Below are 21100 nucleotides of genomic sequence, written 5' to 3'. Positions count from 1 at the left end.
TTTTATCATAGATTTTTTGAGAAACGGCCAAAAGCGTTTAATCCAAAAAGAATGGGCGTATGAAAATACGCCCATTCTTTTTTAACTTTCCATTTTGATTAGGCTGGATGAATAAGGAAGGAATACGAAAACATGTTCTTTCAATACGGCAGGAACTCTCTTCGGAGGAATGCCGCGTTCGTTCCCGGGCCATTCAAACCAGATTGTTCAATCGTGAAGAATTCAGAAGAGCAAAAAATATACATTTTTACATCAGTTTCAGAAAAGAGGTCGCAACCTGGGAGATGATCGAGAAGGCGCTTGAAATGGGAAAAGAGGTCGCGGTTCCCTTTATAAAAGAGGATGGAAGCGAGATTGGAATTTCCGGGATTCATAATTTTAAAAAGGATCTCCATGAAAATAGGCTTGGGATTAAAGAACCTTTCGGATCCTCTATTAGACCGGTTAGTCCCCTTTCAATCGACTTATGGATTATTCCGGGTGTCGCGTTCGACCCTTTCGGGAATCGAATTGGCTACGGAAAGGGATATTACGACCGCCTCCTCGTTCAACGGGGAAAAGGACTTTTAACGGGACTGGCATTTGATTTTCAACTGGTGGAGTCTATCCCCGTTGAGACCCATGACGTCCGGATGAACCAGATTATTACGGAATATCGAACCCTTGTGATGAATGAGCCAGATGGGATAAAGTGAATATATGACCGCGAAGATTATTGATGGAAAAAGCATTGGCCTGGAAATCCGGAACGAAATTGCCAGTCAGGTAAAAAAGTTGGCCTCCGAAGGGGTGGTTCCCGGTCTTGCAACGGTCCTGGTTGGAAACAATCCGGCTTCCCAGGTTTATGTTCGAAACAAGAGAAAACTGGCAGTAGAGGCTGGTATGTATTCTGAGTTCCACGAGTTGGGTCCGGAAGCGAAAGAAGAGGAGCTTCTCAAGCTGATTGATCGTCTCAATGGGGATCCAAAAATTCATGGAATCCTGGTTCAACTTCCCCTTCCCAGACATCTAGACGAACGTAAAATAATCGACAGGCTAAGTCCTGACAAGGATGTGGATGGACTGCACCCCATGAATGCCGGCAGACTGGTAATCGGAACACCGGGATTTATTCCGTGCACGCCTTTTGGTGTCATGAAGCTTCTTGATTATATGAAAGTGAAGATAGAAGGTTCGAATGCAGTTGTGATCGGAAGAAGTATTCTCGTGGGGAAACCGGTCGCATTATTGCTGTTGCAGAGGAATGCGACGGTTACCATTTGTCATTCCAAAAGCGCAAATCTTTCTTCGATTGTTCTGCAGGCGGATATCGTGATCGCCGCGGTGGGTAAATCGAAAATGGTCACGGAAGAAATGATCAAGCCTGGAGCGACGATTATCGATGTAGGTATCAACCGTACTTTAGACGGAAAATTAGTCGGAGATGTCGATTTCGAAGGGGTCTCGCGGAGGGCGGGTATGATTACGCCGGTTCCGGGCGGTGTGGGGCCCATGACGATTGCTATGCTCCTGCAGAACACGCTTTATTCAACTCAAAGGAGATTAAGATCATCCGATTATCATGATAATTCCTGACCTGCTTCAGAAGAAAAAACAAGGCAAAAAAATCACGATGCTGACCGCATATGACTTTCTTTTTGCCAAAATCGTTGATGAATCTGGAATTGATCTGATTCTGGTGGGAGATTCCTTAAGCGTCGTGGTACAAGGAAATGCCAATACGCTTCCCGTAACCATGGATGAGATGATTTACCACACCCGGATTGTTTCGAGAGGGGTCAAAACCGCGGTTGTATTAGCCGATATGCCATTTCTCTCGTACCAGACTTCGGTTTCCGACGCGGTCAGGAACGCGGGACGATTTTTAAAAGAAGGAAACGCAATAGGGGTAAAACTGGAAGGGGGAAGCGCCGTTCAAAGGCAAATTAAAGCCATTTCGGAGGCGGGAATACCTGTGATGGGGCATCTCGGATTAACTCCCCAGTCCATTCATCAAATGGGAGGGTATAAGGTTCAGGGGAAAGATCCGAAGGAGGCGGAAAAAATCATGTCGGATGCTTTCCTGATTCAGGAAGCCGGAGCATTCGGATTGCTCCTTGAGGGGATTCCGGCTGCACTCGCCAAGAAAATTACCAAGAGTTTATCTATTCCGACGATTGGAATCGGGGCCGGGGTTGAGTGTGACGGCCAGGTCCTTGTTTTATATGATCTATTAGGACTTTTTGATCAGTTTCTTCCAAAATTTGTCCGCCAGTACGCGGATCTCAAAGGTCAGGCGGGAGAAGCCATTCGCCGCTTTAAAGCAGATGTGGAGAGTGGGAAATACCCCTCATCCGACGAAAGTTATTAGCAGATTCGTAAAAAATGCCAAAGGCCGCGCTCTCGTTCATTAAACTCGTCGACGTACCTGCTTCGTACGCTTCTTTCGTTTTCGGAATTGCGGGATTGCACCCTCTTCGATACATTTCAAATGTTGGAATGTCCTCGGCAGCGGACGTGCGTTGTTTTTTGACCAAACTGTCCAAGAGGAGATTAGATTGAAAGAAGAGATCAGCCCGATTGAAATGAACAATCCTGATGAAATTGAAAAATTATTAAGTCATATTGCCTTAAAGGGAAAGGGGTTTACAACGGAGTGCCTAATGGCTGAAGTCCTTGAAGCGGGACTCTCTTACCCGGACTTTCTAAAAGCGAGCGGAGAAGACCCGCTCGCTGAATATGAGGGCAAGTCTCCTGCGTGGGCGACCTACCACGTGAGACAGGGGAAAAGAGTTTTTATGGTCTACGGGGACGGAATGAGCGGTCGAAGAACGCATTACTCGGAAACGCCTTGATTTGACAGTAAAAACCGGGTTCTCGCACACGGGTCGGGTATCGTAAACCAGCCTGAACAAGGCCTAAAATTGGCCTTGACACCAGCTTAAGAAGTAGTGTAATTTTTGGAATAGCCTGATTTTTGTTATCCTGAAAGTGCATTCAATCCGTTGAAATCATAACCGGTTTTTCAGCAACCTTTTCTGAATAAAGGAGAAAAAAGTGTCAGACGTTAAAACAAATTCTACCGCAACCGCAGAAGCTCCCAAATTAAGCGACGCGGCAATGCAGCGAGTGGTAACCCCGGATTACCTTTTTTTTGAAGCGCCACGTGAGAGAGTGTTTATCACCGGAAGCGAAGCGGCTAAAGAAGCGATTCGACGGAGCAACGTGGACATTGCGATCTCTTATCCGATCACGCCGCAGAGCGAAACGATGCAGCAGGTGGGGTATCTTTATGCGGAAGGATACCTGAAGGACTATTACAGAGGAGAAGAGGAGATTGGCGTGATGTCAGCGATTTCAGGCGCCTCTCGTTCAGGGGTTCGGGCGCTGACCGCGACTGCGGGTCCCGGATTACTCAGAGGACTCGAAACGGTCGTGTCATGGCCCGGAGGACGCATGCCCCTTGTTCTTCTGGTGATGTGCCGTGTCGTGAACGCACCGCTGGCTATTCAGCCCGACAATGTGGAGCTATCCTATTTGTTGAACTCCGGAAATATTCTTTTTCATGCTGAAAACCAGCAGGATTTCTTTGACTACACGATGAAGGCCTTTGTGATTTCTGAAAAAGTGGAAGTCAATCTGCCGGTGGTGGTCGCCGTCGATGGATTTTTTGTAACCCATGCGCGTGGTTATGTCGACCTTCCGCCCAAAGATATCAAACTTCCTCCTAGAGATCCTTACATGGCAGCGACCCCCTGCATGGACAATGAAAATCCTCCGGCCCGTATTTCAAGAGATGCTCCGATTCAAAAGTCCAATTTCATCAGTTATCACATGCATGCTTCCTGGCAGCAGGAAGTATTCGCGGCGCATGAGAGAGCCCGCCGCCATGTGGATCATTATCTGGGAGGCGCAATAGAAGTCGTGAATCCGGGTGCCGAGATCATGCTCGTAGCGAGTGGAAGTGCGGTTTCCCAGGCAAGGGAAGCGGTGCGGCAGGCAGAAGAAGACAAGGGCGTGATGATTGGTCTTGTAAAAGTTAAATCGCTTCGTCCGTATCCAAGACTGGAAGTCATCAATGCCTGTAAACATGCGAAAAAGATCATTGTTCCTGAATTTAACTATGTCGGCTGGCATAATAAAGAGGTGAAGGCGACCCTGTATGGGCATAGCAACGCCGAAATCATGGATGGTCCGAGAGTATTCGGAGGCATGTCGATGCCGACCGAAATGATTCTTGACTATATCTTTCCGACAAAAGGAAAAAAGTTTTAAAGAGCAGTCGCGACTTAAATTAGATAACCTGGATTCAAACTGGGAGAAGAAAATATGTCACTGAATACGATCAAGATATCCGACGGGTTTTCGCATTTCATGCCAAAGGAATATGTCGATCTCGTTGAACGGGGACCTTACGGAAGACAGGTGAAGGTTTCAGAAATGGGATCTTTTAAAGAAATTCTGGAAGAACATCCGATGTGTGCCGGATGTGCCATGACTCTTTTTATCCGGTTGACCATGGTGGGACTTCCGGCTCCTGAACATACGATCATTGTCGGCACGGCGGGATGCGGGCGTCTGGCATTGTCACAGGCCAATATCCCTTTTATTTATGGAAACTATGGGGACACGAACGCAGTGGCTTCAGGTCTCAAGAGAGGGCTTTCTATCCGCCACCCTGATCAGCCCAAAGACGTGGTTGTCATGGCGGGAGATGGAGGACTTGTGGACATCGGATTTTCCGCTCTGATGCATTCCTGGTTTAGAAAAGAAAAATTTACCACGATTTTGCTGGATAACGAAGTTTATGGTAACACAGGCGGACAAGAGTCCGGCATGACAACCAAGGGAATGGTATTGAAGATGGCTCCGCTTGGCAAGAAATTTGAAAAAATGGACGTCATTGGATTGGCGAAGACGGCCGGTCTTCCCTACATTGCGAGAATTGCACCAACCAATCCGACCCGGGTCGCCAATACCATACGCAAAGCGGTCTTGATAGCCAGGGAGATCGGTCCAACCTACGTTCAGGCCTATACTTCGTGCAACATTGAATATGCGATTCCAACTCCCAAAGTGATGGATGACGCGCGCGCCGTTGAAAAGGAGCGTTATGGATTTATGGAAATTATTTCCGATGAAGCGAAGGAGTATTTGGCGCGAGTCGAGAAAGATAGCAAAAAAGCGGTCCCCGCTTCCTGACAGGGATTAAAAATTGAGAATTTCAAGTGAAGGGATATATCGATGAAAAAGAGATATAATATTCGAATGGCTGGAATCGGAGGGCAGGGAGTCGTTACTGCTTCTCATATTCTGAGCAATGCTGTGATTATCAGCAAGGGAGAAAGCACGCTTGTCCCGTTTTTTGGATCAGAAAAGCGGATGGCGCCTGTTGAAAGTTATGTCCGTATTGCGGAGGATAAGATCTATGAAATTGGAGAGATTATTTTCCCGAATGCGTTAATGATCTTTCATTCCCAGGTGATTACGCATGGAAAATCGTATACCATGCCCTTTTATTCAGGTCTTAAAAATGGCGGAATCGTTTTGATCAACAATGAAACGCCTCTTAATTTGATCGAAGACGAAGAGAGAGAATTGAGAGAAAAGAACGCAAGAGTCTATTATATTCCGGCAACTCGAATCGCCGTGGAAGTCGCCGGAACCGAATTGGCAACGAATATGGCGATGTGCGGGGCAATGGCTGGTATAATGGGAATGCCGGATCTCACTTCACTGGAACAGTCGGTAAAGGAGAGGTTTATTGGGAAAGGGTTTGTGGTATCTGGCGGTACAGCTTCACTGGACAATGTGATTGAAAAGAAGTTTGCCAAAAAGGCCCAGCTCATTCAAAAAAATATGGATGCGATTACCTTTGCCCATAACTATGCCATTGAAAAAGGCTGGCAGGCCGTAAAAGGTTCAAAAGAACAGGTGATGGCGTAAAAATTATTAATTTATCTTATTTTTGATATAGCAAAAAGGAAATTCAATGTATGTAGTAGCTGAAATCGATGAATCTATTTGTTCGGAAACAAGTTGCCGTCTCTGTACTCAATATTGTCCGGAAGCCAATACAATTCTGTATGATACTGTGAGAAAAACCGCTTTCGTGGCGATTGACCGTTGCAAGGGATGCGAGATCTGTGTCGGAATATGCGACACGCTGGCCAAACATCACGCCATCAAGATGGTTGCAGCTGATCAGGTCAAACATCCATTTGAAATGTCGAAAGCAGGAATACCCAAGTAAAGCAGACGAAATCGTTTGAAGATGAAGAAAATCCCGCTAAGGCGGGATTTTTTATTTCATAAAGGCTGTCGTTTATGATCCTTTACTGCCCACAGTGCGATACGCCAAATTCAAATCAGTCCAGTTTCTGTGAAAAATGTTTAACGGAATTTCCTTCTTACCTTTGGGAAAAACATCTTTTCTGCCCTGAATGTTTTCATGAAAATATGGCCAAAGAAGAATTCTGCGAGAGGTGTCATGAACCCCTCCGTCCTGGACAGGTCGAATAGATTCAAGGTCACTCTCCCTTTGCCATTTCTTTGATTATTTCAATATAGCTGAATTCTTCAAACATCTGACCTCTTCTTAAACTTGAAAAATAGATTTCCGCATAGATCCCCCCGACTTGATGGATCACTTTGTGCCGGTCGATTCCGTTCTTCAGAAAGGTATTCACGACCTCAACGACTTCCTCAGGTTTGTTAATTTCAATCTGCTTTTCCATGACCAGATGGAGCGCGGTATGAACAAAGGGGTTCACGATTTCTCCATTAATTTCCTGTGGAGATGCGGACAAATCACCCAATTCCCAGATCGGAATGAATTCCGGGTGCTGGGACATGATTTCTGCAATAAGAGCCTCTTCGCTTTCCTGAACAGGAGTTCCTTTTTTCAGTTTTTCGGCGACACGAATGAATTTATGTTGATATTCTTTGCTAAATACGCTCATTTTGTTTTCTCCGGGAATGAATTAAGAATGGTAATAAGTTTCTACGGCAAGGCCACTCTTATTTCTGACTATTTCAGCGATCTCATCGAGCTCGCTATTTTCGAGAGGTTGAACATACGATTCAGTCGGTTTTCTGGCGACCGTATAGACCTGAATCAAATCAAATCTTCCGCCCGCATTGACAAAATCAATGAGCCTTCGAGAATAGGATTCTATCTCCAGTTTTGAAGGAACTTCACGATTTATTTTCATGAAACAGCTTTGTATGACAATGGACCTTTTTTGTGAGATAAGAAGAATGTTATCAAGAATTTTTTGGAACGAAAAGCCGGTCCGGCAAACCTGATGAAAATAAGCCTCCGTGCCGGCATCGAGTTTTGCCCAAAGCGTGCCCTGATCGGCATCGAGAAGACCAATGGCTTTCAAGGTTTCGGGCCTCGAAATGCCGCTGGCATTGGTAATCATGATAAGCTTCACGTTGGGAAATCCAAGAGAGTTTTTTAGAGAGATGACCTCTCGGGTCAGGTTGAATATCCCGGGAAACAATGAGGGCTCGCCATCGCCTGAATAAGCAATGTCTTTTAAATTGACTCGTTCTCTCGGAATCTCTATAAATGGCGGAGTTAAATAGATCGATTCATCCTTAAATGAGATCAAAAGGTTCCTTAGTTCACTAAGAACCGAACCAATATTGACCGTCTGGCTTCCTTCATCGGGAGTACGGCGGTCGACTTGGCAATAAATGCAATCGAAATTGCAGATCTTATCGGGATTCAAATTAATGCCAATGGAAATTCCTTTTGATCTTCGGGAGAGAACAGGATAGACAAAGCGGTTACTTAAATACAATCGGCTATGAGAGGACAATTCCATTCGTTCATCATAAAGGAGAGTATCAACAAGATCAAGTTGATAGAAAAAACTTTACTCTGGAAGGCAATTGACATATATTTAAAAGTTTGTTGCAACAGAATTCTTAGCCCTGTGACGGAAATTTTCCGATTCCATTCATTTCAATTTGACCCATGAAAAAATCTCCGCTTATCATCATCTTTGTCACTGTTTTTGTGGACCTTCTCGGTTTCGGCATTGTGATTCCAATTACCCCTTTTTATGCGGAGAAATACGGTGCAACGGCCCTTGCGGTGGGACTTCTAATGTCATCATACTCACTCATGCAACTAATCTTCGCGCCGATCTGGGGAAGAGTTTCTGACCGGGTAGGGAGGAGGCCGATCATTCTGATGAGCCTTCTGGGATCCACGATTTCGTATTTGATTTTTGGTCTGGCCGATTCCCTGGCAGTATTATTTATTTCGAGATGTTTTGCCGGAGTCTTTGGAGCCAACATTTCAACCAGCCAGGCCTATATTTCAGATTCGACCAATGCAGAAAACCGGGCTAAAGGAATGGGTCTGATCGGGGCGGCGTTTGGGCTTGGATTTGTCCTGGGTCCGCTTTTCGGAGGCTATTTCAGTCATTACGGATATCGAATCCCCGCCTATCTAGCTTCAGTCATCTGTGGTGTCAATTTTTTTTCAGCCCTGGTCAATCTCCCAGAGTCGCGTAAACCTGATCGCATTCTCGCCAGAGAAAGCAGATCGCTGACACTCCAGGGAATAAAGGGGACCTTTTCAATTCATTTGTTGAGCATCCTCGTCATTTTGACGTTTTTAATTACCTTCGCTTTTTCAAATCTTGAGGCGACGTTTGCACTTTTTGCGGAAAAAAAATATCAGTTTGGGTCTGTCGAGACCGGTTATATTTTCGGGTTTCTTGGAATCCTGATGGCCGTCATGCAAGGGGGCTTGATTGGCAGGCTTGCCAAAAAGTTTGGCGAAAAGAAGCTCTTGGTGGCCGGAACAATTTTAATGCTTTTTGGACTGGTTTTAATTCCTTTCGTCCCCCATTTTTATCTTCTGGTTGGTGTGTTAGTTCTGCTGGGGTTTGGTGTCGGCATCAATAATCCCTCTTTAAACAGCCTGATTTCCCAGTACAGCGATCCTCATCAGGTTGGAACGGTGATGGGTGTATCTCAGGCGATGGGAAGCCTGGCCCGTATTTTGGGACCGATGTTCGGGGGGTATGTCTATGACCGATATGGAATGGAATATCCCTATGTCGGTGCGGGAATTTTTATGTTGGTTGCAATTGGCATGGCAGTCTTATTTCTTAATGTCAGTGGAAAAGAAAAACCGGGACTTGTTGATCACAGGTAATTTCACTTATAATAGTGTCATCTTTGTTCGACGGCGGTACAGGTGGAGCGAGTCAAAATGACTGCTAAGCTATATTATTCGGGGGCCTTCGTCCCTGTACTCACTGCCCCCGAACCCCGCGTTTGGACTGGCGAAGCCAGATCCTCACTTTATGAATTAGTAATGTCGCTATTTTTTTTCCATGAATTTATTTTTTTCTTGAAAGTGTTTACGCGCCTGTAGCTCAGTTGGATAGAGTGCCAGATTCCGAATCTGTAGGTCGGGGGTTCGATTCCCTCCAGGCGCATTTTTTGGAACTCTTATCTTCTTTCTTTCGTATTATTCTTTCCATTTTCTTATCGCAGAACTTTTTAAATCATTTTGGTTTTAAAATAGTAGAATCCCGTGAAATCGGCATCCATGTGGAGAAGAACCATGATCCAAAGTGGTCGTTTTAAATCAATCGGATCAAAATTTCTCATCATTCTGGGAATCCTGGTATTCCTGCCGGTGACAACGCGTGCCGCTGAAGAATTATTGTCAGGTTCTGACGATGTCGTCCGGCTTGCCCGGATCAGTTATATCTCCGGAGAGCTTCTTTTTCAAAGGGGAGATGATGACAATTGGATTTCCACATCCGTCAACATGCCTCTTCGGCCGCATGATAAAATCGGGACCTCTGACGGGGCGAGAGCTGAAATCGAAATTGACAATGGTTCGATAATACGGATAGCGGAAAACACCCAAATCGCTTTTCTAAATCTGGAACAGGATATGACGCAGATTCAATTAACCGCTGGTTTGGCCACAGTCATGACCCGACTGGCTCCTTCGATGAGTGAGTCCGGTGCAGCCATGGAAATCGACACTCCCGAGGCCGCAATCATTGTTGAACAAAGAGCAATTTTCAGGCTGGAAGTGAGAGAGGACGGGTCAACCGAAATAACTGTGCAGGACGGAAAGATCAGACTGAGTACAGATGCTGAACCGGTCTGGATTACAAAAGGTCAGAGAATTGTCATCGATAGCGACGAAAACCCCCGATATTCGCTTGAATCTTTGAATCAATCGGATGAGTGGGACGAATGGAATCGTCATCGGGACCGGCAGATTCTCTCGTCGGTGAGCCCGAAATATCTTCCTCCGGAATATCGGATGGGGGTCTCGGAGTTGGATCAATACGGAATTTGGATTCAGGACACTTCCTATGGATGGGTCTGGGCGCCCCAGGTTCCTGGGGGCTGGATTCCTTATCGAAACGGAAGATGGGTCTGGATCGAGCCCTGGGGTTGGACGTGGGTTTCCTATGAACCCTGGGGCTGGGTCCCTTTCCATTATGGCCGTTGGATTAACAATTCTGGCCGGTGGATCTGGGTTCCAGGGCATCGACGTGAAGCCTGGTCCCCGGGTCATGTCAGATTCATACGTGGATCCGATTGGGTCGGGTGGATTCCGCTCGCACCGGGAGAACTTCATGATAACCGGTCTGGGCGGGGGAGATCGGTCAATCGTGACCTCATCAATTACCGCACTCCGGGGGCAACCACCATCCTTCCCCGAAATACGTTTGTTTCGGGAACGCCAATACCAAAGCGATTTTCGCCTCCCCGGGATCCGATAAAGGAGGGGCGATTAATTTCAGGGCAACTACCGATCATTCCCACCGAATTAAGTTTAAGACCAAAACCTGAAGAGAGGCTGAGAAGTCCCCTTCCCCCTTCGCGAATTGTGCACCGTCCGGTGACTTACGATCATCCGATTTTGAATCCTCCGCAGCGATTTGAAAATAGAATCAGGGATCTTAAGGAAACGATCGAAAAGGGAGATTCTCCCGATTCTTTGCCGTTCAAAAGAGAAGAAAACCGGTCTCCAAAACCAACATTTGAACCCAGGAGGGAAAGGCTTCATAAGGATCTGGTTGTAAGAACCCCCATAAAGGAGCTCGAGGAACCACTTCAAGCTCCCCGCCGTCCCCCACCTCCTCCTTTTAAGCATTTCGAACAGAGAAATGAACGCAGGGGAAAGCCGCCAGAGGTAAAATCGCTTTATCGGAAACCGCCCCGGCCTGTCAAGGAGAGGGAAATTAAATAAAACTATAAAATTGTTTTGACGAAGCGCAGATAATGTTCTAAAATTTCAAACATGAATTGGATTGCTTCGAAGGTTATTGTTTCTTTTTTTGTTTTAATTTCTTTTATTTCACTTCCGGCCGGTCAGGACCTTTTTGCAATGGAAGGAAATGGTGAATTGACCGGGAACATCCACTTTTCAGGTGTTTCTCCCAAGATAAAAAATGAAATTATTACCCTTAATCCTGAAATCTGCGGCAATCAGGTTCAACTGGAAGATTTTATGGTTAATCCAGAGAATCATGGTGTAAACAATGTCTTTGTCAGTCTGAAAAGCAGGCTTGAGGAGGCCTCTTCAGGAGGGGAGACAGATTCCGTGATTATCAATAATGTCAAATGTCGAATTGAACCTGCAGTCATACGGATAAAGGTGAATCAGATCATGAGCATTCGGAACTCAGACCCGATCTTTCATTCGTTGCAATTTCTCAATAAAGAACGGTTGATTTTTGATGCTGCCCTACCTAAAAACTCAAACGTATTGAGAAAAAAATTCGGTGAGCCCGGTGTGATCAGGGTAAAATGCGCGATTCATCCTTTTATGCAAGGTGTTATCTATGTCACTGACACCCCCACTCATACCTTAACCGACAGGAATGGAACATTTCGGTTGACTGACATAAAGCCGGGGCGATACATTCTGAAAGTTCGGCACAAATCGTTGAAGCCGGTTGAAAGGGAGATTGAAATTGTTCCTGGTAAGAATAGCGGTGTGTCACTGACAGTTGAAAAAACTGACGAATGACAAATGCGTCAGTTCATGTCGATGGATAACTCTGTTCTTTTCCCTTTGAGGATTATGACTTCCCTCTCTTTAGAAGAGAATCCTTCATGCCAAATTCTGATCTTATATTTTCCCTCTGGAATATCCGAAATCTTGTAGTTACCTTCAACATCAGAAATCGCCATATAGGGTGAATCAGAGACGTAGATCCATCCGAGCATGAATTTATGCGCGTCGCACTTAACTTTAATGACACCGGTCTGACCAATTGACCTTTTAATGTTTCGCCCTCCGGAGGGCATTGCGACGTTGAGAATGGAAGTCTCTTCCATGTAAAGATGGGTGTTGTGGAGAACGGGATCCGTGTTTTTTATTTCATAATTGTCCCCGATCATTCCTGCCATGACGTGAGGATTAAAATGGCATTTTTTATTTTCGATCATGACGGTAGAAACCAACTCTTTTTTGCCCTTTTGTATCCCTTCGATACTCACCACCACATTTTTTACGCCATGGTTCGACGCATTAACGTGATAGGTTTCATCCTGGACAGAAGCACCGCAAAAATCGGGATTATTTACGACCAGATGCGATTGATTGGAAGGGGGTTCCCCTTTAAATTTTATGGTTCCTTCCAGCGTTCCTCCTTCCACGACCGGGATTACTTCGTAGGCAAGGAGAAAAGAAGGTGAAAAAAGCGGGAACAATGAAATCAGGATGCCGGTTATGAAGAAACCTTTTATTTGTCTCGTGCCGTACATGTTCACTCCAAGCCTGTTAATGAAAGTCGTAACATTGTTGTAATAATTTGATCCAGTTGTTTCACCAAGTTTGCTTTAGTATAAAGTTTAGATTATTTATACATTTTGTCAAGTCAACATTTCATTTTGAGCAATAAAAAATTAGAATGTCGGGGGGCAATATGGGGAAGTGGCTTTTGCAGCGACCATTGATTTTGTCAATCATTGTTTTTGTTCTCTGTTATTTTTTTATTTATTCCTTATTGAAAATTTTTTCCAAATAAGGAATGTGCTTTCCGTTCAACGTGAGGTCTGCAAGGGGATTCCTGAATTGCCAGCCATTTTAGAAATTGAACTAGGAACAACGTTTCAAGTATAATAACAAGAATTTGCATATCCTTTCCAAAACCCGGAAATCCACGAGGAAGAACCTTGATCAGTAAGGAAGCGATTCTAGGCTATATTCAGAAAGCGATGCCGGACGCGGTTGTCGAAATCGTTGACCGGACTGGAACCATGGACCATTTCCGGATTTCAATTGTTTCCAATGCTTTTGACGGAAAAAATCTGTTAGACAGACAAAGATTCGTCTATCACACGCTGGACGAGCCGATGCAAGATGGAAGAATACATGCACTAGAAATCAAATCATCCACACCGGAAGAAGCCGGACGAAAGTTACCCTGAGTATAAATCCGAAAATTTAATCGCAAAAGGAGTCTGCCAAAAATGGAAAAGAACATTCAAGAAGAGATCAAAAATGAGATCACGCAAAATAAAATCTTGATTTACGGCAAAGGGACAAAGGGGATGCCTCGTTGTGGTTTTACGCTGGAGACTATCCAGTTTTTCAGCAAATACAACTACCCTTTTGAGGTCATCGACGTATTAAATAGCCCTGACAAGAGATCCGAACTTTCTAAAATGACAAACTGGCCCACGCTTCCTAAAGTGTTTATCAACGGAGAATTCTACGGGGACACGGACATCCTGGATGAGATGGAGAGAAAAGGAGAAGTCAAGCCTCTTCTTGATAAAGCATTTGGAAAGAATATTTCATAACGGGGTGAATAGACAATGAGTCAAGACAATCAGAAGAGCCGGACTCTCGTCGCAGGTTCAGATCGCGCTCCGGCCAGAGCGATGTTCAGGTCGGTCGGTTTTACTGACAAGGACTTGGAGCGGCCGATTATTGGAATTGCCAATACCTGGACGGAAGTGGGCCCGTGCAACTTCCACCTCAGGCGCCTTGCTGAAAAGGTGAAGGAAGGGATTCGAGCCGCTGGAGGAACCCCGATGGAATTCAATACCGTGACTATTTCAGACGGTATAACTATGGGAACCGAGGGAATGAAGACTTCGTTGATCAGCCGCGAGGTCATTGCGGATTCGATTGAGCTGGTTGGAAGAGGTAATATGTTTGACGGTGTAGTGGCCCTCTCCGGATGTGATAAAACGATTCCCGGCACGGTCATGGCTTTGATCCGACTCAATGTCCCTTCTCTCATGCTCTACGGCGGATCGATTATGCCGGGGTCCTATCAGGGAAGGGATATTACAATTCAGGATGTCTTTGAAGCGGTAGGGGCATTTGGAACAGGAAAAATCAGTGAAAAAGAGTTAAAGGCGATAGAAGAATCAGCGTGTCCGGGGGCAGGCGCATGTGGGGGCCAATTTACTGCCAATACTATGGCAACGGCAATGGAGATTATGGGAATCTCCCCGTCAGGGAGTGGTAGTGTTCCTGCGATGGATCCGAAAAAAGACGAAGTGGCCTATCAGGCGGGGATAACCGTGATGGCGCTGGTCAGAAAGGGGATACGTCCTGACCAGATTATTACGCGCCGGTCGATAGAAAACGCGATTTCATCCATTGCCACGACAGGAGGTTCGACCAACGGTGTTCTCCATCTTCTTGCCCTGGCAAAAGAAGCGAATCTTCCACTTGTAATCGATGACTTTCAGGACATCAGCTCTCGGACGCCACTTTTGGTGGATTTGAAGCCCGGAGGTCACTATGTGGCAAATGACCTTTATCATGCAGGAGGGATTCCTTTGGTAGGCAAGAGGCTCCTGGAAGGAGGTTTTCTGCACCCCAACGAACTTACTGTAACGGGGAAGACAATTGGTGAAGAAGTCCGTTTGGCGAAGGAAACGCCGGGACAAAAAGTCGTTCATCCTTTATCGAGTCCGATTAAAAAGAGCGGGGGACTTGTTATTTTAAAAGGAAATCTCTCTCCGGAGGGTTCTGTTGTCAAATTGGCGGGACATGAAAGGCTATACCATCGTGGCATGGTCAAGGTATTTGACCGGGAGGAAGATGCTTTTCATGCTGTCCAGAAGGGTGAGATCAAATCCGGTGATGTGGTGGCCATTCGCTATGAAGGACCTGTAGGTGGCCCGGGAATGCGTGAAATGTTAGGAGTAACGAGCGCTTTGATGGGAGCGGGACTGGGTGATTCCGTCGCGTTGTTGACCGACGGACGATTTTCGGGTGCAACGCGCGGATTGATGGTCGGGCATGTTGCCCCCGAGGCCGCAAAAGGAGGTCCTATCGCAGTGATAAGAAACGGAGACATGGTTGTCTTCGACATGGAAAAAAGGGAATTGAATGTTGAGCTTTCTGCTGCTGAGCTGAAGGATCGGTTAAAATCCTGGTTGCCCCCTGCACCCAAATACCAAAGCGGTGTCATGGCTAAATTTGCGAGACTCGTCTCTTCTGCTTCGACCGGTGCAACAACCGGTTAATCCCGTTTTCCTATCGAGTCGAATCTTCCGAAATCGTGTCAATACCGGCCCATTCATTAGAAGTTCTATTCGTTTGACTTAACAATGGTTTCTGCTATTCTTTAATGGAACCCAACCACGACAGCACTTTCAAACAGGTTTACGCTCTTTTCGAATGGAAATACTTTCAGAAATTTATGAAACGTACATCAAAGACTTAACCTTCGCCAGGGTGAAGTCTTTCTGGGTGCTTGGGATGATTATTCTCCCGCTTATTGCGACCGTTGATTATCTCGCCAATCCGGTTCATTCCGCGTTATATGTCCTGCGATTCGGGATCGGTCTTTTACTCGCTTTCGCTCTTTTTGCCTCTTTCAAATACGAACCCTTTGTCCGGAAGAATATTTTCCGTCTGGGATATTTTTCCTCGCTTTTGCCGGCTGTGATGATCGCCAGTTATTTCCTCTCGCACGAGAAAGGATTAAAATCAATTGATTCGGGATTTTACCTGATTCTGATGGCTTTTTGCCTTATGATGCCCTGGAACCTGAAAAGATCGTTGGGAACTTATGTCTCGATCTACCTTGTCATCCTGGGTGCGGAAGTGTCCGGACTGAAAGGTGACATTCCAATGATATTTTTTCAGGATCAATTGTTGATGGTGTCGGCTGTATTAATTGCCTCCGTGGCCAGCTATTTTCATGAACAGCTGAGATTTAAGGAATTCCGGGCGAAATTTGACCTCAATCAATCGCGAAAGGAGATGGAATCGGCAAAAAATGAGATCGAAAAAGCTTATCGGGATTTGAAGGAGGCGGACCAGATCAAGACTGATTTCTTCACGAATGTGAATCATGAAATTCGAACTCCGTTGACGTTGATCCTCCTTCCACTTGAAATGGCATTAAATCAGGAATATGGGAAGCTCTCGCCCGAACTTCATAAAAATATGTCGACCGTCAGAACCAATGCATTGCGCTTGCTTAATCTGATCAACGGGCTCCTCGATCTGGCAAAATCGGATGCCGGAAAAATGGAGCTCTATCGCAAAAAGCAGGATCTCAAACTGATTGTCCAGGGAATCATTTCGTCCCTGTCCCTTATTGCCGACAAAAAAAATATCAAGCTGTCCTTCTTAACCAGGACACGAATACCCGAATTTTATTTTGACAGGGAAAAAGTAGAGAGGACCTTGATCAATTTGATCTCAAATGCCCTGAAATTCACCGATTCAGACGGAATCATCGAAGTCAATATGGAAGTCAAAGGGGAATTTCTGGAGGTGAGCGTCAAAGATACTGGAATTGGAATTCCTCACGGGGCCTTTGAAAAAATATTCAAACGATTTGTCCAGGTAGACAGCTCGTCGAGCCGGAAATACCAGGGGACGGGTCTCGGACTGACACTTTGCAAAGAATTTGTCGAGCTTCACGGCGGGCGTATCGGGGTGGAAAGTCATCTGGGAGAAGGCTCAACCTTTCGATTTACTCTCCCCCTGATGGAAGAACTTCCCGGGCGGGAAGATGCCGTTGAAAAAAGATTCAGGGAGGTACAGACGAAATCGAGGAGAAGGAGTGAAGACCTCACAAAGAGCCTTTCTCTCTCGGCCCTTTACGAATCGCTTGATTTGACTTGTCCGGAAGAAATCATCGAAGTGCGAAGTCACGAGAGTCGTTTTAAGTATCAGATTTTGATCGTGGAAGAACATGCTCAGATGAGAGAATATATTCGATTGATGCTTCAAAAAGAATACCGGGTTCTTACGGCTCAGGATGGTATCGAGGGGTTGGAACAAATTAAGAAACATCTCCCTGATCTCGTGATTTCAGATCTGATGATGCCGCATAAGGATGGCTATCAACTTTGTCAGGAGATAAGAGCAAACGAAGAAACCCGGCACATTCCGGTCATTCTCTTGACTGCAAAATCGGAAATCTCATTTAAAATGAAGGCGATTGAGCAGGGTGTAACCGATTACCTGTCTAAACCCTTCTATGCCGAAGAGCTTCAGGCCCGGGTCAGATCCCTTTTCAGACTTGTCGAACTTGAAAAAGAAAACATTCAGTCGAAGAAGATGGGCGCCCTGTTTTTACTCATTTCTGGAATACTTCATGATCTAAGCGCGCAAGGGTCTACCCCGGAAAGCGTTCTGAGCGGAATGTCGCGGATCGAAGAAGCCATATCACAATTCAAGACATTCCGCGAACAGAGTGTGTCCGGAATACAATCGCTCCCCAATCCAAAGATTTGACTGAGTAGAGTCATACTCCACAATAGCCTTTGCCTTCCATTGATGTTATAATTTAACTCCGGAAAACCTCTTTAACCCATCGAATTGCGAATGTGCGGACATGCTTAAATCGACCCTCCGAATCGAAGATATTATCGAAAAAGTTTCTGAATATAATCCTTCCGCAGAAACAGCCCTGATCCGTAAAGCGTTTGAAAAGTCGGTCGGAGCCCACCAGGGTCAAATTCGTCGATCTGGAATTCCCTATGTTCAGCATCCCCTGGAAGTGGCTCAAATATTGACCCAACTGAGACTGGATCTCTATTCTATTGTCGCGGGATTGCTTCATGACACCGTTGAAGACACTTCACTGACTCAGGAAGAGGTTGCTCTCGAATTTGGTCCGACCGTTGCGTATCTCGTTGAAGGGGTGACGAAGATCGGAAAAATTAATTTTACAAGCGATGAAGAAAAGCAGGCTGAAAATTTCCGTAAAATGCTTTTGTCAATGTCCAAAGATATCCGGGTTATCCTGATTAAATTGGCTGATCGCCTTCACAATATGAGAACGCTTGAACACCTTCCCGAAGACAAACAAATCCGGATCGCCAGAGAAACACTGGAAATTTACGCGCCTCTGGCAAACCGGCTTGGAATCGGTTGGATCAAGGCGGAACTGGAGGATCTCTGCCTCCGGTATTTAAAGCCGGACATTTATTTTGGACTGGTTAAAAAGATCGCTAAAAAAAAGGAGGACCGCGAAGGGTATATCAGGGAAGTCACCGATATCATCCACCAAAATTTGAAAGAAAATCATTTCACTGCAGAGGTATTTGGACGCTCAAAACATATTTTCAGCATCTATCAGAAAATTGAAAAAAACGGGATATCTTTCGAGGAGGTTTTCGATCTTGCCGCGATCCGCATCATCACCGATACCAAGTTCAATTGTTACGCTATTCTCGGTTTGATCCATTCTCTTTGGAAGCCCGTCCCGGGGCGATTCAAAGATTATATCGGCGTTCCCAAATCCAATCTCTATCAATCCCTCCATACGACGGTGATCGGGCCAAGGGGAGAACGGGTTGAATTCCAGATCCGGACCAAAGAGATGCATCAGATCGCCGAAGAGGGGATTGCGGCGCATTGGAAATACAAGGAGAAAGGAAGTTTTGAAGAGAAAAGCGACGCCACATTTGCCTGGCTAAGACAATTGGTGGAATGGCAAAGAGATCTATCGGACAACCGCCAGTTTATGAATTCAGTTAAACTGGATCTCTTTTCTGAAGTGGTTTATGTTTTCACACCCAAAGGGGATGTCAAAGAACTGGTCAAAGGATCCACGCCAATTGATTTTGCCTACAATATCCATACGGAGATAGGCGATCATTGTACAGGGGCCAAGGTGAACGGTAAAATTGTTCCCCTCCGTTATGAGTTAAGAAATGGAGATATGGTTCAGGTCACCACTTCTCCCACCCAGTTTCCGAATAAAGACTGGCTAAAATGGGTTAAATCTCCCCGAGCCAAAACCAGGGTGAAACACTGGATCTCGATTGAAGAGAGAAGGCGCAGCCTGGATATCGGGAAGAAGCTCCTCGAAAAGGAACTTCGGAGAAATCATTTAAGTCCTTCTGCCACGCTTAAAACGGATCAGTTTCAGGGGATATTGAAAGAGCTCGGCGTGTTGTCTCTTGAAGAACTTTGGGTCGCGCTGGGATATGGGAAAATATCTCCTCATCAGGTCATTCAAAAAGTTCTGCCGGATGATTCGCTTAAGGAAGGTTTTAAAGAAAAACTGGTCAAAAAGTTTGGCATTGAAAAGGAAGGGGTCAAGGTCACAGGGATGAATGATATCTTGATTCATATTTCAAAATGCTGCAACCCTGTTCCGGGAGATCCCATACTTGGATTTATTACACGGGGAAGAGGATTGTCGATTCATTCCGTCGAATGTCCCAATATTGATGAGCTCGATTATGATCGGGAAAGAATTGTCGATGTGGACTGGGAAACGCAAAAGGATTCCACTTATCCGGTCAAGATTTCTGTTTTATCGGTTGACCGGCAGGGCATACTGGCTGCGGTATCGCAGGCGATCGCGTCGGCTGAATCGAATATCAGCCACGCGGAAATCACGACTTCCGAAAGCAAAAAAGCGAGTCTCATTTTTATTATCGATATCAAGAATATTCAGCATCTTGACCGCGTATTTAAAAATATTGAAAAAGTGGACGGCGTCGTGCAGGTAAGGCGCGTCAGGGGCTAGTCGCTATAGAAAGGATTCCAATTGGCGGATATCTATTTTCTGAATAATCAGTATTTGAAATTGGAAGACGCGAAGGTTTCGATCAATGACAGGGGTTTCCAGTTTGGCGACAGCGTTTACGAAGTCATCCGGTCTTATCGAGGCAAACTCTTTCATTTGGATATGCATCTTAAACGATTTGAGAGCAGCGCTGACAAGCTGGAAATTCCCATACCCTATTCTCAGCGGAAACTCAGAGATAAAGTTGGAGAGGCTTATCTGAAATCGGAATACGCGGAAGCCAAAATCTATCTCCAATTGACGCGCGGGACATCGGAGAGAGGCCATGTTTATCCGTCCGGTCTCATACCGACTTTCTTGATTACGGTCCTGGAACTCCGCCCTTTCCCAACTGAATTAAAAGAAAAGGGCGTCGAAATCATATCTATTCCGGACATTCGTTGGGGCAGGTGCGATATTAAATCCACCAACCTTCTGGCAAATGTCCTGGCTCAGCAAAAAGCCAGGCGGGAGGGTGTCTATGAAGCTGTGATGATACGGAATGGTAAGGTGACCGAAGGTTCCATCAGCAATTTTTTTCTGGTCAAGCAGGCGCGTGTATTGACGCCGCCGCTCAACCATGACATTTTGCCTGGCGTGACAAGGGATTTGGTTTTAAAGATTGCACGTGACTTGAAGATTACGGTTCAGGAAGAGATGATTTCGGAGAAGGAAATATATGATGCGGACGAGGTCTTTTTAAGCGGGACAACCGTTGAAATTGTTCCGGTAGTTCGGATTGACGGACGTCAAATCGGGAATGGCTTGCCCGGGTTGATGACAAAAAGATTGATCAAGGAATTTCAGATCTACACGAAAATCGCCTGAAGACGGGTCTGTCGAAGTTATTCTGAGGCCCCGGGCGAGCTCAAAATAGACCTTGCAATGCAAGTCAACCTATGATATAAATCTGACGTTTAGGATTGATTTTCTCTGAAAGTGGGCTTGAACTTTGCCCGCTTTTTTTGTTTATCAACGTAAAACTTTGAAGGGGGTCCTTTCCCGCACAACCTGCTTGCGAATGGTTCCATTGACAATACTCTTCCATAGCCGGCTCGGAGGAACCTGGGCCCTTCTCAAAGGCTAGAAAATACCTTCTTGGG

General features: G+C 45.6%; 21 protein-coding genes and 1 tRNA gene. 19 read left to right on the top strand and 3 right to left on the bottom strand.

Annotation, left to right across the window (positions count from 1 at the left end; all coding sequences use genetic code 11):
• Positions 1-107 precede the first annotated feature (107 nt).
• From HY200_10055 to HY200_10015, 9 genes are all read left to right on the top strand, one after another.
• Positions 108-695: a 5-formyltetrahydrofolate cyclo-ligase gene (locus HY200_10055; protein ID MBI3595288.1), complete on the top strand. Its 588-nt coding sequence runs from the start codon at positions 108-110 to the stop codon at positions 693-695.
• Positions 696-699: 4 nt separating this feature from the next.
• Complete coding sequence (gene folD / locus HY200_10050; GenBank protein MBI3595287.1) at positions 700-1575, top strand: bifunctional methylenetetrahydrofolate dehydrogenase/methenyltetrahydrofolate cyclohydrolase FolD; 876 nt, start codon at positions 700-702, stop codon at positions 1573-1575.
• On the top strand, positions 1562-2350 hold the full coding sequence (panB, locus tag HY200_10045) for a 3-methyl-2-oxobutanoate hydroxymethyltransferase (GenBank protein MBI3595286.1): 789 nt from the start codon (positions 1562-1564) through the stop codon (positions 2348-2350). Before folD ends, panB begins: the two co-directional genes overlap by 14 nt.
• Before the next feature lie 199 nt (positions 2351-2549).
• A complete protein-coding gene (locus HY200_10040; GenBank protein ID MBI3595285.1) occupies positions 2550-2834 on the top strand; it encodes a hypothetical protein in 285 nt (94 codons plus the stop codon).
• 265 nt (positions 2835-3099) lie between these two features.
• On the top strand, positions 3100-4254 hold the full coding sequence (locus HY200_10035; GenBank protein MBI3595284.1) for a ferredoxin oxidoreductase: 1155 nt from the start codon (positions 3100-3102) through the stop codon (positions 4252-4254).
• Positions 4255-4308: 54 nt separating this feature from the next.
• Positions 4309-5181 carry a ferredoxin oxidoreductase gene (locus tag HY200_10030; GenBank protein MBI3595283.1) on the top strand — a complete coding sequence of 291 codons (873 nt, stop codon included), beginning with the start codon at positions 4309-4311 and terminating at the stop codon, positions 5179-5181.
• A gap of 42 nt (positions 5182-5223) precedes the next feature.
• Complete coding sequence (locus HY200_10025) at positions 5224-5925, top strand: 2-oxoacid:acceptor oxidoreductase family protein (protein MBI3595282.1); 702 nt, start codon at positions 5224-5226, stop codon at positions 5923-5925.
• 46 nt (positions 5926-5971) lie between these two features.
• Positions 5972-6232 carry a pyruvate ferredoxin oxidoreductase gene (locus tag HY200_10020; protein ID MBI3595281.1) on the top strand — a complete coding sequence of 87 codons (261 nt, stop codon included), beginning with the start codon at positions 5972-5974 and terminating at the stop codon, positions 6230-6232.
• A gap of 74 nt (positions 6233-6306) precedes the next feature.
• Complete coding sequence (locus HY200_10015; GenBank protein MBI3595280.1) at positions 6307-6501, top strand: zinc ribbon domain-containing protein; 195 nt, start codon at positions 6307-6309, stop codon at positions 6499-6501.
• 8 nt (positions 6502-6509) lie between these two features.
• Here the strand turns inward: HY200_10015 and HY200_10010 are convergent, their stop codons facing one another.
• Both HY200_10010 and HY200_10005 read right to left on the bottom strand, forming a co-directional pair.
• Positions 6510-6941 carry a DUF1841 family protein gene (locus tag HY200_10010; GenBank protein ID MBI3595279.1) on the bottom strand — a complete coding sequence of 144 codons (432 nt, stop codon included), beginning with the start codon at positions 6939-6941 and terminating at the stop codon, positions 6510-6512.
• 21 nt (positions 6942-6962) lie between these two features.
• Entirely contained in the window at positions 6963-7814 is an 852-nt protein-coding gene (locus tag HY200_10005; protein ID MBI3595278.1) for a radical SAM protein, read from the bottom strand.
• Between the two features lie 152 nt (positions 7815-7966).
• Between HY200_10005 and HY200_10000 the strand changes: the two genes are divergently transcribed.
• From HY200_10000 to HY200_09985, 4 genes are all read left to right on the top strand, one after another.
• Positions 7967-9160, top strand: a complete 1194-nt coding sequence (locus HY200_10000) for an MFS transporter (protein MBI3595277.1) — start codon at positions 7967-7969, stop codon at positions 9158-9160.
• 212 nt (positions 9161-9372) lie between these two features.
• Positions 9373-9446: transfer RNA gene (locus tag HY200_09995), tRNA-Arg, on the top strand.
• A gap of 128 nt (positions 9447-9574) precedes the next feature.
• Positions 9575-11230: a FecR domain-containing protein gene (locus HY200_09990; protein MBI3595276.1), complete on the top strand. Its 1656-nt coding sequence runs from the start codon at positions 9575-9577 to the stop codon at positions 11228-11230.
• A gap of 138 nt (positions 11231-11368) precedes the next feature.
• Positions 11369-12013: a carboxypeptidase-like regulatory domain-containing protein gene (locus HY200_09985; protein MBI3595275.1), complete on the top strand. Its 645-nt coding sequence runs from the start codon at positions 11369-11371 to the stop codon at positions 12011-12013.
• An 8-nt stretch (positions 12014-12021) separates the two neighbouring features.
• Here HY200_09985 and HY200_09980 read toward each other — a convergent pair whose 3' ends face one another.
• Positions 12022-12753, bottom strand: coding sequence for a hypothetical protein (locus HY200_09980; protein ID MBI3595274.1), 732 nt, complete (start codon positions 12751-12753; stop codon positions 12022-12024).
• Positions 12754-13206: 453 nt separating this feature from the next.
• Here HY200_09980 and HY200_09975 point away from each other — a divergent pair, with 453 nt between their 5' ends.
• The 6 genes from HY200_09975 (at position 13207) to dat (ending at position 20825) form a co-directional block, all read left to right on the top strand.
• Positions 13207-13419 carry a BolA family transcriptional regulator gene (locus HY200_09975; GenBank protein MBI3595273.1) on the top strand — a complete coding sequence of 71 codons (213 nt, stop codon included), beginning with the start codon at positions 13207-13209 and terminating at the stop codon, positions 13417-13419.
• Positions 13420-13461: 42 nt separating this feature from the next.
• On the top strand, positions 13462-13794 hold the full coding sequence (locus HY200_09970) for a glutaredoxin (protein ID MBI3595272.1): 333 nt from the start codon (positions 13462-13464) through the stop codon (positions 13792-13794).
• A 15-nt stretch (positions 13795-13809) separates the two neighbouring features.
• Entirely contained in the window at positions 13810-15480 is a 1671-nt protein-coding gene (gene ilvD / locus HY200_09965) for a dihydroxy-acid dehydratase (protein MBI3595271.1), read from the top strand.
• A 154-nt stretch (positions 15481-15634) separates the two neighbouring features.
• Positions 15635-17710: a hybrid sensor histidine kinase/response regulator gene (locus tag HY200_09960; protein MBI3595270.1), complete on the top strand. Its 2076-nt coding sequence runs from the start codon at positions 15635-15637 to the stop codon at positions 17708-17710.
• Between the two features lie 100 nt (positions 17711-17810).
• Positions 17811-19958, top strand: a complete 2148-nt coding sequence (locus HY200_09955) for a bifunctional (p)ppGpp synthetase/guanosine-3',5'-bis(diphosphate) 3'-pyrophosphohydrolase (protein ID MBI3595269.1) — start codon at positions 17811-17813, stop codon at positions 19956-19958.
• Between the two features lie 21 nt (positions 19959-19979).
• Positions 19980-20825 (top strand): D-amino-acid transaminase, encoded by an 846-nt coding sequence (gene dat / locus HY200_09950; protein MBI3595268.1) that lies wholly within the window; start codon positions 19980-19982, stop codon positions 20823-20825.
• Positions 20826-21100 lie beyond the last annotated feature (275 nt).

The organism is Nitrospirota bacterium (assembly GCA_016194305.1).
Classification (GTDB): domain Bacteria; phylum Nitrospirota; class Nitrospiria; order JACQBW01; family JACQBW01; genus JACQBW01.
The sequence above is the reverse complement of the archived record's forward strand: the minus strand, read 5'-3'. Positions and strand labels throughout refer to the sequence as shown.

Excerpts from the sequence above, each read along its gene's own strand:
- HY200_10055 (MBI3595288.1), top strand. The coding sequence starts at position 108 with ATGAATAAGGAAGGAATACGAAAACATGTTCTTTCAATACGGCAGGAA.
- folD (MBI3595287.1), top strand. The coding sequence starts at position 700 with ATGACCGCGAAGATTATTGATGGAAAAAGCATTGGCCTGGAAATCCGG.
- panB (MBI3595286.1), top strand. The coding sequence starts at position 1,562 with ATGATAATTCCTGACCTGCTTCAGAAGAAAAAACAAGGCAAAAAAATC.
- HY200_10035 (MBI3595284.1), top strand. The coding sequence starts at position 3,100 with ATGCAGCGAGTGGTAACCCCGGATTACCTTTTTTTTGAAGCGCCACGT.
- HY200_10030 (MBI3595283.1), top strand. The coding sequence starts at position 4,309 with ATGTCACTGAATACGATCAAGATATCCGACGGGTTTTCGCATTTCATG.
- HY200_10025 (MBI3595282.1), top strand. The coding sequence starts at position 5,224 with ATGAAAAAGAGATATAATATTCGAATGGCTGGAATCGGAGGGCAGGGA.
- HY200_10020 (MBI3595281.1), top strand. The coding sequence starts at position 5,972 with ATGTATGTAGTAGCTGAAATCGATGAATCTATTTGTTCGGAAACAAGT.
- HY200_10015 (MBI3595280.1), top strand. The coding sequence starts at position 6,307 with ATGATCCTTTACTGCCCACAGTGCGATACGCCAAATTCAAATCAGTCC.
- HY200_10010 (MBI3595279.1), bottom strand. The coding sequence starts at position 6,941 with ATGAGCGTATTTAGCAAAGAATATCAACATAAATTCATTCGTGTCGCC.
- HY200_10005 (MBI3595278.1), bottom strand. The coding sequence starts at position 7,814 with ATGGAATTGTCCTCTCATAGCCGATTGTATTTAAGTAACCGCTTTGTC.
- HY200_10000 (MBI3595277.1), top strand. The coding sequence starts at position 7,967 with ATGAAAAAATCTCCGCTTATCATCATCTTTGTCACTGTTTTTGTGGAC.
- HY200_09990 (MBI3595276.1), top strand. The coding sequence starts at position 9,575 with ATGATCCAAAGTGGTCGTTTTAAATCAATCGGATCAAAATTTCTCATC.
- HY200_09985 (MBI3595275.1), top strand. The coding sequence starts at position 11,369 with ATGGAAGGAAATGGTGAATTGACCGGGAACATCCACTTTTCAGGTGTT.
- HY200_09980 (MBI3595274.1), bottom strand. The coding sequence starts at position 12,753 with ATGTACGGCACGAGACAAATAAAAGGTTTCTTCATAACCGGCATCCTG.
- HY200_09975 (MBI3595273.1), top strand. The coding sequence starts at position 13,207 with ATGCCGGACGCGGTTGTCGAAATCGTTGACCGGACTGGAACCATGGAC.
- HY200_09970 (MBI3595272.1), top strand. The coding sequence starts at position 13,462 with ATGGAAAAGAACATTCAAGAAGAGATCAAAAATGAGATCACGCAAAAT.
- ilvD (MBI3595271.1), top strand. The coding sequence starts at position 13,810 with ATGAGTCAAGACAATCAGAAGAGCCGGACTCTCGTCGCAGGTTCAGAT.
- HY200_09960 (MBI3595270.1), top strand. The coding sequence starts at position 15,635 with ATGGAAATACTTTCAGAAATTTATGAAACGTACATCAAAGACTTAACC.
- HY200_09955 (MBI3595269.1), top strand. The coding sequence starts at position 17,811 with ATGCTTAAATCGACCCTCCGAATCGAAGATATTATCGAAAAAGTTTCT.